Below are 14,083 nucleotides of genomic sequence, written 5' to 3'. Positions count from 1 at the left end.
GAAAAATGTTAACTTACAAAAAATTAATATAGTGTAAATTTTTGTATATTTGTATGGTATAATTTTTAAGTGAGCCCTTTTGCTGATTTTATCAAACTATTGCAATTTGGGGTGAATTGATGTGGATTGGTTTAGGAAATTTGTAGATTGGTTTGCAAAGTTTCCTGAAAAATGGAAAGCTTTGCAAAAAGGACAAAAATTAGTGATTATAATGATAATAGCATCTGTGATTTTGGCTATAATTCTTCTTGCCATTGTAAATGCACCAAAGTATGTTTTGCTTTTGACAACGCGAACTGAACAAGATGCTGGAAGTGTTATACAACAACTTGAAACATTGGGAATACCCTACAAAGTTGAAGCTGGTAACAGGATATTGATCCCATCGAGTTATAACGTTTACGAAGTTAGAATGAGATTGGCTTCTACTGGAATTCTTTCTGGTTCTTCAAGAGGATTTGAAATTCTTGATCAGACTTCACTTGGTGCAACAAGTTTTGATAAGCAGGTCAGATATCAAATAGCACTTCAAGGTGAATTAGAAAGAACTATTTCAACGATAAAAGGTGTACAAAGTTCAAGGGTTGTACTTACACTTCCGAAATATACTTACTATGTACGTGGTGAAATGTCGGAGCCGAGAGCTTCGGTTATGGTTGTTATGGATCCCGGTCAAAGTCTAAGTAAAGAACAAGTAAAGGGTATTGTTTCATTGATCCAGGGAGCTGTTGAAGGGATAAAGACTGAAAACATAAAGATTATCGATCAAACGGGACAAGACCTAACCGCTATGTTGAATTTGGATCAATCAACTGCGCTTGCCTCCACAAAAATGGAACTTAAAGTTAACCTTGAAAATTATTATAAGCAAAAGATAAAAGTTCCACTTGAAAATATTTTTGGGCCAGGTAGAGTGGAAGTTATACCAGACGTTAAATTAAATTGGGAAAAAGTTGAAAAACAGATAACCACATACACTGCTCCAAATAAAAAAGAGGGATTGGTAAGGAGTAAAGAAACGGAATCTGAGTATTCTACAACAAGTCAAGGAGCTGGCGGCCCCGTTGGTACAGAGTCTAATATTCCACCAACAACTTACGAATCAACTGAAGGAACAGGAGTAACTACCTATCAAAAAAGCCATGAGATAGTTAATTACGAACTTAATCAAGTTATTGAGAACATTGTTAAAAATACTGAAGGAGAAATAGAAAATATAACGGTATCTGTTGTTATAGATTCATCTTCCACTGTTCTTGAAAGGACCTCAAAGGATGAAGTGCAAAATTACATTAAAACCATCATCGAAAAGAGTATATCAGCTAATACTCCAAACGGTAGCGTAACTTATGCTGTTGCATTTTTGCCATTTAGTAGAGAAATTCAGGAGCAGTTTTATAAAGAATTGCAAACTACTACTGAAATACAAAAACTTAGAACAAGGTTGATATTGGTATTACTTGCTTCTATACTTATATTCTTCGCTTCTTACCTTGGTCTTATTCAATTTAGAAAAATAAAAGCAAGGAAGATGATTCAAGAAAGGTACAAATTGTTACAAGAAGAAGCACAACGAGCATTGGAAGCCATTGAACAAGCAGAAGAGGTACAACCAGGCGGAGAGGAAGAGGCTATACTTGAGCAACTCAAAGAATACTTACAACAGGTTTCCGAAGCTTCTCCAGAAGAAGTTGCTACCGTGCTAAAGGTATGGATAAGCGAGAAATGAAGAGAAATTGATTAAGTGAGCATTTGAAGGAAGGAAGAGATTATGGCCGAAAGAAAAACACTTAATGGAAGAAGAAAAGCGGCGATATTGCTTGTAACTATGGGACCTGAGAGGGCTGCAAAGGTTCTTAAAAACCTCGAAGATTCGGAAGTTGAAGCATTGACAATAGAAATAGCGAATCTTGGTAAGGTGAGTAACGAAGAAAGAAAAATAGTCTTAGAAGAATTTCAAAATCTTACTAAGGCACGTGAACTTTTAATTACAGGTGGCATAGACTACGCAAAAGAGATGCTTATAAAAGCGTTTGGACCAGAAAAGGCTATGCAAATTATCGAAAGATTGGTATCGAACCTTGCTGTAAAACCTTTCGAATTCATGAGGACAGCTGATGTTGTTCAAATAGTGAACTTCCTTCAATCTGAGCACCCACAGACAATAGCGTTGGTGCTTAGCTTTCTTGATCCAAGAACGGCTGCACAAGTTCTCGGAGCATTACCTGAAAACTTACAAATCGAAGTTATAAAGAGAATATCACTACTTGAACGTGCTTCTCCGGATGTCGTAAAAGAAGTTGAAAAATTGCTTGAAAAGAAATTCGCTGGAGTTGCAACACAGACAATGAGTGCAGTTGGTGGACTTGAAACAGCTGCTGAAATTATGAACAGTTTGGATCGTTCAACTGAAAAGACGATTATGGAGCGCCTTACTTATGAATCACCGGAACTTGCAGAAGAAATTAGAAGGAGAATGTTTGTCTTTGAAGATATCCTAAAAATTGATGATAGAGCTGTACAGCTTGTCCTTAGAGAAGTCAACATGCAAGATTTGGCGGTTGCACTTAAAGGTGCATCAGAAGAGCTAAAGCAAAAGATTCTCAACAATATGTCAAAGCGTGCCCAACAGTTACTCAAAGACGAAATGGAATTTATGGGACCTGTGAGAGTTAAAGATGTCGAGGAAGCTCAGCAGAAGATAATAAATATAATAAGAAGGCTAGAAGAAGCTGGAGAAATCGTTATCTCCCGTGGCGGAGGCGAAGAGCTTATCACATAGTAATATATAGTAATATTAATTGTAGCGATTTGTCTCAGTATAACATTCAAAAATGTTATAATATCTAAGAAAGGAACATCGTACATGTGGGACGAGAATGTTTATTGTTGTGTTGATATAGAGACCACTGGTATTGACCCTTCAATGGGCGATAGAATCATTGAAATCGCGATAATACCAATCTATAAAGGGAAAATTGTTAAAGAATGGATTTATACTTCCTTAGTTAACCCAAAAGTTAACATCCAAGCATATGCTCAAAGTGTTCACAAGATAAGTAACTCAGATATTGAAAATGCGCCAGAGCTTGATGAAATAATTTCTGTTGTTAGGAAATATTCTAAAGATACTATTATGGTCTTTCATAATGCTAAGTTTGATTTAACTTTTCTTGATTATGCGGCAAAGGAAGTTGGGCAATTGCCATTAGATGTGTATTATATCGATACTCTTGATATATCAAAGGCGGTTTACGGTAGGAGAAGAAAACTTGAGAGCCTAGCTCAAGAGATGAAAATATCACACAAAGTTACTCATAGAGCTTACGACGACGCTTTTGTAACCGCAAATGTTTTTATTAGGTTTTTCGATATGTTGGGTTGGGAAGTTATCCATGAGTTCCTCAAACGTTGGATGGGAAGGGAGTATTGATAAAATGGTTAAAAATTTTATACTTGATACAAATGTTCTTATACATGATCCAGAAGCTATATATTCATTCGAAGATAACAATATATTTATACCGCTCCCTGTGATTGAAGAATTAGATAAGCTTAAGAGAGAACAAGGAAGAGTTGGTAAAAATGCTAGATTGGCGATACGTGTACTCGATGAAGTAAGAAAAACTGGCGATATACACCAAGGAGTAAAACTTAGGAGTGGTGGGACTTTAACGATACCTGTGTTAAACGAGTCTGACTTTGATAAGCATCAAGTAAAATTCCTTTTTGAAAAATATGTTGATAATTGGATAATCGCATATTCTATGTATCTGAAAAGTCATCGACCGGAACCAACAATTATAGTTTCAAAGGATATAAGTTTAAGAATTAAAGCTGCTGCTTTGGGAATACCTGCCGAAGATTATCTCACTGACAAAAATGACCTTTCTTTACTGCCGCCTGGTTATATTACCGTTAAAAATCTTAAGGGTGTTGATACGAGTAAAATTTTTCCAAACGAATATATTGAATGCGAGAATGGTTATTATAGATTTGATGGAGAGAATTTTGTTGAGGTTAATCCAAAAATTAAAGTTTTTAACGTTAGTCCAAGGAATAAAGAACAACTATTCAGCCTTGATGCACTTTTAAATGATGATATTAAGGTGGTTTCTCTGATAGGTATAGCAGGTACCGGTAAGACTTTCTTAGCATTAGCTGCTGCTTTGCAAAAGACATTACAAGAAGGGGTGTATGATAATATCGTTGTAGCAAGACCATTGGTGCCAATGGGTGGAAAGGATATTGGTTATCTACCCGGAGCGCTTGAAGAGAAGATTTCTCCATGGATGGGCGGTATTATGGATAATTTGGAGTATCTATGTAGATTAAATAATCTTAGTTTCAAAGAGATAATGAAGAAGGAAATAATCGAATTGGAAGCTTTGACTTACATAAGAGGGCGTTCCATTCCGAGACAGTATATAATAATTGACGAAGCTCAAAATCTAACGCCTCTTGAAGTAAAAACGATACTTACAAGAGCTGGCGAAGGAACAAAAGTCGTTTTAACAGGTGATCCATATCAGATAGATACACCATATCTTGACGAAAGTAGCAATGGTCTTGTCCATGCAGCTTCAAAATTCCGTGGGCAAAAAATATCATGCCATATTATACTAAGTAAAGGCGAAAGATCTGAATTGGCAACAATAGCCGCTGAAATTTTATAAATTTTACAAATTTTGTAATTAGGGGGAATCTTAGGTGATCGTAGAAGTAAATAATCTGGCTTTGTATGAACACTACAGCGGTTTTGAAAAGTTTAGAGATAATATTTTTAGGTGTAAGGTAAATTTACTTGCACACCTTTCTAAAACATTTACCGATGCGAAGTTTGTTTTTTACAACGCATTAGGTGAATTTGGACTTATTGAAGACCTTGAGGAGGTCTTGGAAGGTTTTTTTCACGAATTTGAAGTTGTTTATGAGGAAATAGACCTAGATTTCAACTCTTCGCCTGTAAACAATGTTCCAGAAATTAGGGTGGATGGTGTAGTCCAAAAATTGGATAATGCTGAAACTATAGGTCTTTATAGGCTATTGACGGCAAGTAATCTAAAGTGTGACTACACGAATTGTTTCTACTTAATTGAAAATTTCTTAACTGAAGATATGGGAGAAAATACACTTAGTTATGTTGTTGATGTAAAACCGAGAAACTTTGCTGAATCTAATATTACAAGCAATCTTAATACTATTGCTGAAAAGTACGTAGTTTTGAAACTTATTAGAGGTGAAGAGTTATGTTTCTAAAAAAAGCTAAGATAAATGGATTTGGCAAGCTAATAGATAGGCAATTTAATTTTACGCCAGGAATGAATATAGTATTTGGTCCAAATGAGAGTGGCAAGACTACGCTTGCCAGATTTATACTTTACACACTTTCTAATCCAAGCAACGAGGCACTTAAATATAAACCTTGGAACGGTGAAGAATTTGGTGGATTTTTGGAAACTTCAGATGGAACATTTATCTTTGGCGAAAGTTCGGAGGAAAAGCAAGATAAAAATTTTCTGGAGAGTATAGCTTTCCTTATGGAAGACGATGAACTTGAGAGTTTGAAAATAGATAAAAGTATAATCGAAAGTTCTCTTAAGAAAAAGAGCGAGAAAACCGAGATGGGAAGAATTATAAAAGGGGTCATGAAAGGCCTTGAAGAATTTCAAATAGATAAGTGTGTAAATAAAATTTCCTCTGATTTGAATGGCGTAAAAGAGGAAATTGAAAAATTAAAATCAATTATAGTTGTTAGAAATAAACTATATTTAAAGAAGAATGATATTTCAAAACGTTTAGAAAAAGCACGTGACGAACTGGAAAACTTGCAAGTTGAGTTAGAAAATCTAAGAAAAAAGAAAAAAGAAGAATTGAAAAACGAAATAACCAAAGTTCAGATGAAAATCGATGAAATAAAATCGAAACTTTCAAAATTGTCTTGGGTGGAACGTATAGATCAGAATGTTGTGTTCGAAATCTATGGATTAATTAAAAAAATAGATAATGTGAAAGAAGAAATTGATAAATTGGAAGAAGAGGAAAAATCTCTTGTAGAGATTATTAATACCAAAGACAATGAGATAAATTCAAAGCTTAAATTGTTAGGAGCAACGTCTGAAAAGGATTTAGAAAGCATAAGTTTGAGGTTAAAACATCTTTCTCTACTTTCAAAGATGTATGGTGAGGGAATTAGTCAAACTGAAGAAGAAGAACCTCTTTGGCATATCTTTATTCAGGATCCATCTATAATTGAACGTGCTGAAGATGAAGAACAAAAATATCAAGAAATAAAAAATGCTATCGAGAAAGAAAAAATAGACATTCAAAATCAAATAGAAAAACTTGAGGGAAGCGCGAAATATTCAAAGGATTTATCTATACTATCAGGTATAGCAGGCGTAGTGTTGTTAGCGCTTGGTTTATTGTTTAATAAAATAGCTTTATTTATGTATTTGCCATCGGTTTTGTTTTTGGGCTTTGCTGTTTTGCTTTTACTAAAATCTAGGAATAATATTTCAAAGCTATCGGTTCTTCAGGAAAAACTTGTGGAACTAATGATGCATCAAACTGAGCAGCCTCAAGTTTGGAAATTGCTCAGTCAATACGGTGTTAAGAATATTAGGGATTTGCGGAAGAAATATTCAGAATTTCTCGAATGGAAAGCAGCGAATGTTGAAAAGCAAAAGAAAATTATAGAATTGAAAGAGATAGAACAGGAGATTATAAAAGAGCTTTCCAAGTTTAATGTAAATGGTTACGCTCAAATGGTTGTTTCCGCAGTCGAGAATTTACAAAGGACATTTAATGAAGTTCAAGAACTTATTTATGAAAAAGAAACTCTCGAAAGGAAGCTTACACAGGTTCGTGGCGAATATGTTTCTAAACAAAAAGAACTTAATCTGTTGCATAATCATCTTGAAGAATCACTAAAGACAAATGGTGTTTCTAAACAAGATATAGAAAATTATCGTACCGATTTTGAAAATTATCTAAAACTTAAGTCAGAACTTTCGGATAATATTACCACGCTAAAAGATTTGGAGAATAGTCTTGAAAATGAAGATTTGGATAGAGAAATTCATTCATGCAAGTTGTCTGTCGAAAATCAAATTAAGATTATCAATGAACTTGAGCAAATGTATCAAGATATTTGTAAAAAAATTGAAGAAAATAGTGTCAACAAAGAACTTCTCTCTGAACTTCTAGTAAAGAAAGATGAATTAGAGTTTAAGTTATCACTGATAAATTTGATAGGAAGTTATATCCCAAGACTTTTTGAACACCTTAAAGATAGTTATTCAAAATTTGTTGAAAGCTATTACAAAAATTTCAGTGATGAATTTATTAAATTTTTCAATTATGTTTCTGGACAAACTAAGAATTTCTTTGTAACCCCGGAACTTTCTGTGAAGATATTGGTTGAAGGGGATTTAAAAGATCCTTCTGAATACCTGAGTGGGTCCACTAAAGACCTTCTAATTTTTGGTATTAAGAACGCACTCTACAAATCATTTTATGATGGAAACATTCCTCTTGTTATAGATAACACGTTAATTCGTTTTGATGACGAGAGACTCAAAAGAATTTGTGAATATCTTAAGGAGGAGTCAAATTATAGACAGATAATACTTTTAACGAGTGATAAAAGAATAATTAAGCATTTTCATAAAAACACAAATGTATTATACTTGGAGGGGTAATAATGTACAAAAGAGTTCTCTTAAAATTAAGTGGCGAAGTTCTAAGCGGAGAGGATCAAAAAGGATTCAACGAAGAGCATGTTGAATATCTTATTAAGGAAATAAAGGGTATATCCGAATATGGAACAAAGCTTGGAATAGTTATAGGCGCTGGGAATATTTTCAGGGGAAGGGATTTTGAGGGTCTTAGGCCAACTATTTCTGATCAGATAGGGATGCTCGGTACTGTTATAAACGCGCTTTATCTTAAAGATAGATTTGAGAATGCTGGCATTAGGACTGTTATTGTGTCGCAGATAGTAACATTACCTTCAGTTAAATTAATCAATTATGACGATATTGACCTTTACTTTGACGCAGGTTACGTAGTTATATTTGCGGGTGGTACAAGCAATCCTTTCTTTACAACAGACACTGGTGCTGCACTAAGGGCAGTTGAGATGAAAGCAGAACTTTTGATTAAAGGTACGAAGGTCTGTGGTATATATGATAAGGATCCTAAAAAATACAGCGATGCAAAAAAATATAACGTTATAACTTACGACGAAGCCATAGAAAAGAATCTAAAGATAATGGATACAGAAGCTTTTTCTATATGTAAGAGATATAATATGAAGATACTTGTTATGAATTTCTTTGAAAACGGAAATCTTCTTAAAGCTATAAAAGGTGAAAATGTAGGTACACTTGTTGTTCCAAAAGTTTAAAAGTTTTCAAAGGATGAGTGATAAATAAATGGATAACGATAAAGTGAGTGCATGGTACCCTGGACATGTTCAGAAAGCGAAAAGGCAGATAAAGGAAAATTTAAAGAAGATAGATACGGTTATTTTTGTCCTAGACGCAAGAGCACCAGTCACGACGACAAGTTTTGAGATGAATATTTTTAGGGATAAAGAAAAGATAATTATTCTTAATAAATCTGACCTTGCCAATAAGAATTACAATATTTTGTGGAAAAATGAGATATCAAAGTCTTTTCCAGTTTTGCTCATGGGTAAGGAAACGAGTGGGAAGAGCATAATAAACCTTGTAAAAAGTTCTTCGAAGAAAGAAAATCCACATTTAGCGGTAGTTGGTGTTCCTAACGTTGGAAAATCTACGATTATAAATAAAATTATAGGAAGGCACAGGGCAAAAACAGGTTCCCAGCCTGGTATTACCCGTGGAGTTCAGTGGGTTAGCATTGATGGTATCGTAGTATTGGATTCGCCTGGTATTTTGTATTCTGAGATATATTCGAAAGAAATAGCTGCGAAACTATTGCTTATTGGTTCTATACCTGTTGAGAACTTAAACGATGAGATATATGAGATAGCTTTTAACATCTACAAAAACGTGGCAGAAATTGATAAAGATTTTTACACTTTCTTGGAGGAATTTGGTAAAAAAAGAGGATTGTTAAAAAAAGGTGGAACCGTTGATTTTGAAAAAGCAAAGATGTTATTTTTCAAAGAATTATCGGAGGGCAAAATGGGACAGTTTACTTATGATACAGACTTTAACAAATTTTGGGAGGTTGTGAAAAATGATTGACGTGAGAATTATAAACTCTGTTTTGACTTCTGCGCAAAATACTTATGAAATGGTACTTCAACTAAAAACAAATTTTGGTAAACCACAGGCGGTAAAAGATGTTGTGCCAAAGTACAATATAGTAACGGTTATAGGTTTCACTGGAGACATTGAAGGAAATTTTATATACTCTTTTAGCGAAGCAACAGCGCTTAAAATAGTTTCAAAAATGATGGGAATGGAATATGGAACATTGGATGAACTTGCTCTTAGCGCGATAGGTGAGCTTGGGAATATGACCTCAGGAAGTATTGCCATGAATCTTGAGAAACTTGGTTACAAAATAGATATAACACCTCCGACAGTTATAACTGGCGAGGGAATGAAAATAACGACTGAAGGGATGATTATAAGACTTCCAGTGAATCTTTTTGAAGAAGACGATTTGGAACTTCACATTGGTGTTCGTGGAGGAAAATAGGGAATTAAAAAATTGAGGTGGAGATAAGATGGTAGTTGTAACCGGTGTACTTAAGGAAGAAATAGTAGGTGTTTTCAGAGAATTGCTCCCGCTTCTTGAAAATGGTGAGTTAATTAAAAGAAATTTTTCAAGAGGAATCATTGGCGGAAATGAAGTTGTGACGATATATGGTTTTATAGGTAAAGTTGAAAGCGCTATGATAACTCAAGCGATAATAGATAAATTTAATCCTAAGTATATTATACATTGTGGTTCTGCTGGAGCAATAGATCCGAATTTAAAGATAGGTGATATTGTGTGTGGTACCACCTATTACGAGCATGATTTTCAAGGTGGCAATATTATGCCAATAGAGGCTTCAAACGTACTTCTTGAGAAAATTGCTGATGTTTATAAATACGTTGCTTTTGGTCCAATGGTTAGTGGGGATCTTATTGTAAGTGATAAAAAAATGAAGGAGATGCTTTATGATAAATACAAAGCTTTAGCAGTCGATATGGATAGTGCCGCAATATCGAAGGTATGTAAAGAAAATGGGGTGGAATTCTGCTCTCTAAAGGTTATCGTTGACACCAGCGAAGAACAAGCACACACTGAATATGAACAAAATTTCAGAAAATTCTCAAGTCTTCCATCGACAATAGTTTCCGAGCTTTTGGATAAACACATATTATAGTTCATGCATAGTGAAAGTAGGTGCTTTCCTTGAAAGAGAGGGATAATAGAAACGATTTACAAAATAATTCCAATGTAAAAGTTTGGACTGTAAATGAGAGCAATTACTTTTCAAGAGTAGATAAATTTTTAAGAAAAATGCTGAAGAATGTACCATTAAGTGCAATTTACAAGTTTTTACGTACAGGTAAGGTAAAAATAAACGGTAAAAAGGTAAAAGACCCTTCAACCAAGTTAAACATTGGTGATGTTATAGAATTAATTGAAGAGTCTTTAGATAATTACAGTCGAGAATACTTAGAGTTAAAGCCTGTAAAAATGGATTTAGATATTATTTACGAAGATGAGCTTATAATTGCTATAAATAAGCCTGCCGGGGTATCAGTGCATCCAGGAAAGAATGTTAATAAGCCTTCCATTATTGAAGGGCTTATACATTATGGTAAAGAAAATGGTTTTGAACCTTTCCTTGTACACAGGTTAGATAAAGAGACATCCGGTGTGTTAATTGTTGCAAAGGATAGAAGTGTGGCAAGAGAGCTAAGTGAAATTATCTCTTCACGAAATGTTGAAAAAATATATAATGCTTTGGTTTTTGGTAAGGTGCAGAAAGTCACAATAAACACGCCTATAGATGGTCAAGATGCTGTAAGCCACATAATTCCAATCGAATATTTTAGAGTTAAATTGAATGGTATAAGTGTTGAGTTAAGTTTCCTTGAAGTTGAAATAGAAACAGGAAGGAAGCACCAAATTAGAAAACACCTTTCATCAATAAATTGTCCAATAGTTGGCGATAAAGATTATGGAAATTTCAGATTAAACAGAGAATTTTCAAAGAATTTTGGTTTGAAAAGGCATTTTCTTCATTGTAAACAGATGAAATTTGTTTTCAATGGAAGAAATTATAATATCTTGGCCCAGCTTCCCAAAGATCTTACCACAGTTATTAAATATCTTAATGCGGAGAGTGGTAAAGATTGAAGATACACATCTTTCCAAAAAACGAGAAATATGTCGAAATACTGATTACAGTGTTTTCCGTTATTTTATTACTCTCTATATTCTTTCGAGTTCCAATAGATAAAGAAAACACCGCTGTTACTTTTTTCTTTGAAGATGATAGCCGCGTACTTTTTTACACTGGTAATGAAAAAATAGAAGATAATGTTGAATTGATAATTCCAATGGGAGATATCAAAGAATCTCCGCAGGATTTCTTAAAGAAGGTAAACGGTAAATACGTTGGGAATATGGAATTTTACGGCACGACAGATTTTGTCAAAGAATTTTACAAAAAGACAGGTTACAAGAAAATTGTAAAGGTTCATTATATAAAGCCCGAAGAAATACCAAAGTATGATGCTTTCAGACTTTTCAAAAGGTTTTGGAGGGCGGTTGTTGAAAGAAGTGTTGAGGTTATAGTTGTACCAAATTCTGAGACTTCTGTAGAAGCGTACAAAATCTTTAGTAATTTCTTTCAAGTGAGTATGCGAATACCTAAACCAGACGATACGACTTGGAATAATAAGATTTTTGGAATATTGTTAGGAATATACGTAACACTTCAAATGCCTTTTGCAGTTTTGTCTTTTCTTTTCTTTAAGGATTATTGGTTTTACGTTAGTTTAGTGAGTATACTTGGAACTATTGGTTGTTATTTTTCGGCAAAAAATAATTTCTTTAGAATAGTGAACTTTGCTTTATTAGGAATCCTTACTAACTTTTCTTTGTATTCATTTCAATATCTTAATGACCTTGAAATTTACCGTGGGGTAAAAATTTCACTTGTATTGTTACCATCGTTATTGGCTGTGATTATTTTTACGAAGTTAGGTAAAGAGAATATTTTCAAAAAAAGTCACATTATAACTTTTTCAATAATTGGCTTACTGAGTATTTCGTATATGATTTTAAGAAGTGGAAATTATGGTTTTGTAACAAAGTTTGAAGAAGATATTAGACTTCTACTGGAGAATATATTCATCGTAAGGCCGCGAACAAAAGAAATTATTTTCATACCTATACTATTGTTGTCAACGGAGTTTGAAAACGCATTTACAAAAGCACTATTCTCATTTTTTGGAACTTTTGCTCTTGTTTCGATTTTTAACTCGTTTTGTCACATAAAAGCGCCAATATATGTTTTGACTTACCGTGAAACTATTACAATACTAATTGGTGTAACTATTTACTTCTTTGTAGTTACTTTTATAAAGCTCATAAATATTTGGACAGGAAAAGAGTGATAAAATTTAAGTTTGTTTAAAAATAAAAAAGCCCGTAATTAAAAAACATTACGGGCTTTTTTATTTGGTGGGTGTGGTAGGAATTGAACCTACGACCCCTTCCTCGTGAGGGAAGTGCTCTTCCACTGAGCTACACACCCGATGATTAAACACAAACAAAAAGCTTCTTCTGAAAAACAAGGAAGCTTATATATTTTAACATATTATTTGGTTTATTTCAAGATAATTCTCTATTTTTTATTAAATATTTGCGAGCGCAAGTTTTTCTTCACTTGTTAGTAGATTATCAACCTCGAGAGTTAAAATCATTTCGTTCTCTAATTTTATAACTCCAGAGATAAATTTTACATTTGACATACCACCGATGTGCGCAGGAGGCTCATCTATTTTATCTTCTGTAACTGTTAGTACTTCTCTAACATCATCGACAAGAAAACCTACTTTCTTATTATTTTCCAATTTTACAACTATTATCTTAGTTTTTTCTTTATTTTCGAAATCCGGTAGCATAAATTTTTTGCGAAGGTTTATTATTGGAACAATCTCACCCATTAAGTTTATGATTCCTTCAACGTATTCAGCTATATTTGGCATTTTTGTTGTTTTTTCGTACTCTTTTACCCTTTCTACCTTCATTATGTTAATTGCAAAAATTTCTTTGTCAAGATGGAATGTTAGAAATTTGAGTTCCATTAAATCACCCCCGGATTTTAATTTTTAAATTCTATAGAATATTTTATCATATATTTATCGTTTTTGTACATTTAGAGTGTATAAATAAATACCTAGAATTTGAAAAATGAAAACAATATCGAAATGGCTAAAAGTACTAAGGATATTATTAACCATCTAAAACCAAGTGCATTGCTTTCCTTGGATTTTTTCTCGTTGCTTTTTCTGAAAGCTCTTAATCCTATTTCAAAAAATATTATCGTAATAGCAAGTGCTATGACAAAAGCTATAAAGAAGATATTTGAGATGACAAAAGATATCTTCATAAAAACCTCCTCGATTGAATTAATTAGCTAATGAAATTTAAAAGCTCAAATTAATTCTTGGCTTGTTAACATCTATCTGACTTGCGGTACTTCCAGCAAGTTTCATAGCCTCTCGCCAAGTGGAGAGTAAATCTGAGAGGAGCGTTTTTACATCATCAATCATATCTTTGTCTTTTTTTATGTTAGCTTCTACGAGTGTTCTGTACATATAATTGTACAGAGCGCGAAGGCTTTTTGCGATATCTCCACCTTTTTCCAAATCGAGTGCCAAATTAAGTTCCATAACTATATCTTGTGCTCTAACGATTTTTTCGTTAGCCTTTACGTAATCTTTTTCATCAATAAAAACTTTTGCTTCTTCAAGTACACTTATAGCTTTTTCAATCAAAAGTTCTATAAGTTTAGCAGGGCTTGCTGTCATTACCATCTGTTCCAAATAATCCATGAAGTTGCCTCCTTTTC

15 protein-coding genes and 1 tRNA gene are annotated in these 14,083 nt (G+C 33.6%); 12 read left to right on the top strand and 4 right to left on the bottom strand.

All coding sequences use genetic code 11. The annotated features are described in order from the left end of the window. The first annotated feature begins 121 nt into the window (after nucleotides 1-121). The 12 genes from fliF to FNOD_RS04270 all read left to right on the top strand — a co-directional run bounded on the left by fliF (nucleotide 122) and on the right by FNOD_RS04270 (nucleotide 12,623). Nucleotides 122-1,729, top strand: a complete 1,608-nt coding sequence (gene fliF, locus FNOD_RS04325) for a flagellar basal-body MS-ring/collar protein FliF (RefSeq protein WP_011994003.1) — start codon at nucleotides 122-124, stop codon at nucleotides 1,727-1,729. A 42-nt stretch (nucleotides 1,730-1,771) separates the two neighbouring features. Beyond that, a complete protein-coding gene (gene fliG, locus FNOD_RS04320) occupies nucleotides 1,772-2,782 on the top strand; it encodes a flagellar motor switch protein FliG (RefSeq protein WP_011994002.1) in 1,011 nt (336 codons plus the stop codon). 84 nt (nucleotides 2,783-2,866) lie between these two features. Continuing rightward, a complete protein-coding gene (locus FNOD_RS04315; protein ID WP_011994001.1) occupies nucleotides 2,867-3,433 on the top strand; it encodes a 3'-5' exonuclease in 567 nt (188 codons plus the stop codon). Nucleotides 3,434-3,437: 4 nt separating this feature from the next. Continuing rightward, nucleotides 3,438-4,676, top strand: coding sequence for a PhoH family protein (locus FNOD_RS04310; RefSeq protein WP_011994000.1), 1,239 nt, complete (start codon nucleotides 3,438-3,440; stop codon nucleotides 4,674-4,676). A gap of 34 nt (nucleotides 4,677-4,710) precedes the next feature. After that, complete coding sequence (locus tag FNOD_RS04305) at nucleotides 4,711-5,259, top strand: hypothetical protein (RefSeq protein WP_011993999.1); 549 nt, start codon at nucleotides 4,711-4,713, stop codon at nucleotides 5,257-5,259. Then, nucleotides 5,250-7,703: an ATP-binding protein gene (locus FNOD_RS04300; RefSeq protein WP_011993998.1), complete on the top strand. Its 2,454-nt coding sequence runs from the start codon at nucleotides 5,250-5,252 to the stop codon at nucleotides 7,701-7,703. The genes FNOD_RS04305 and FNOD_RS04300 overlap by 10 nt, the downstream gene beginning before the upstream one ends. A 2-nt stretch (nucleotides 7,704-7,705) precedes the next feature. After that, complete coding sequence (pyrH, locus tag FNOD_RS04295) at nucleotides 7,706-8,410, top strand: UMP kinase (RefSeq protein WP_011993997.1); 705 nt, start codon at nucleotides 7,706-7,708, stop codon at nucleotides 8,408-8,410. A gap of 28 nt (nucleotides 8,411-8,438) precedes the next feature. Next, on the top strand, nucleotides 8,439-9,239 hold the full coding sequence (locus tag FNOD_RS04290) for a YlqF/YawG family GTPase (protein ID WP_011993996.1): 801 nt from the start codon (nucleotides 8,439-8,441) through the stop codon (nucleotides 9,237-9,239). Further along, complete coding sequence (locus tag FNOD_RS04285; RefSeq protein WP_041257130.1) at nucleotides 9,235-9,699, top strand: chemotaxis protein CheX; 465 nt, start codon at nucleotides 9,235-9,237, stop codon at nucleotides 9,697-9,699. Before FNOD_RS04290 ends, FNOD_RS04285 begins: the two co-directional genes overlap by 5 nt. Before the next feature lie 28 nt (nucleotides 9,700-9,727). Continuing rightward, nucleotides 9,728-10,375: a 5'-methylthioadenosine/S-adenosylhomocysteine nucleosidase gene (locus tag FNOD_RS04280; RefSeq protein WP_011993994.1), complete on the top strand. Its 648-nt coding sequence runs from the start codon at nucleotides 9,728-9,730 to the stop codon at nucleotides 10,373-10,375. A gap of 29 nt (nucleotides 10,376-10,404) precedes the next feature. Further along, the gene (locus FNOD_RS04275; protein WP_011993993.1) at nucleotides 10,405-11,358 is read left to right on the top strand and encodes an RluA family pseudouridine synthase; all 954 of its coding nucleotides are present in this window, start codon (nucleotides 10,405-10,407) and stop codon (nucleotides 11,356-11,358) included. Further along, entirely contained in the window at nucleotides 11,355-12,623 is a 1,269-nt protein-coding gene (locus FNOD_RS04270; RefSeq protein WP_011993992.1) for a DUF5693 family protein, read from the top strand. The genes FNOD_RS04275 and FNOD_RS04270 overlap by 4 nt, the downstream gene beginning before the upstream one ends. A 65-nt stretch (nucleotides 12,624-12,688) precedes the next feature. Here FNOD_RS04270 and FNOD_RS04265 read toward each other — a convergent pair. The 4 genes from FNOD_RS04265 to fliS form a co-directional block, all read right to left on the bottom strand. Then, nucleotides 12,689-12,763: transfer RNA gene (locus FNOD_RS04265), tRNA-Val, on the bottom strand. 100 nt (nucleotides 12,764-12,863) lie between these two features. Next, complete coding sequence (locus FNOD_RS04260) at nucleotides 12,864-13,316, bottom strand: chemotaxis protein CheW (RefSeq protein WP_011993991.1); 453 nt, start codon at nucleotides 13,314-13,316, stop codon at nucleotides 12,864-12,866. A gap of 92 nt (nucleotides 13,317-13,408) precedes the next feature. Beyond that, nucleotides 13,409-13,621 (bottom strand): hypothetical protein, encoded by a 213-nt coding sequence (locus FNOD_RS04255; RefSeq protein WP_041256881.1) that lies wholly within the window; start codon nucleotides 13,619-13,621, stop codon nucleotides 13,409-13,411. Between the two features lie 37 nt (nucleotides 13,622-13,658). Next, nucleotides 13,659-14,066 carry a flagellar export chaperone FliS gene (gene fliS / locus FNOD_RS04250; RefSeq protein ID WP_011993990.1) on the bottom strand — a complete coding sequence of 136 codons (408 nt, stop codon included), beginning with the start codon at nucleotides 14,064-14,066 and terminating at the stop codon, nucleotides 13,659-13,661. Nucleotides 14,067-14,083: the final 17 nt, after the last annotated feature.

Origin of the sequence: Fervidobacterium nodosum Rt17-B1, assembly GCF_000017545.1 — a bacterium.
Classification (GTDB): domain Bacteria; phylum Thermotogota; class Thermotogae; order Thermotogales; family Fervidobacteriaceae; genus Fervidobacterium; species Fervidobacterium nodosum.
Note: the sequence above shows the minus strand (reverse complement) of the source record. Positions and strands in the feature narration are given on the sequence as shown.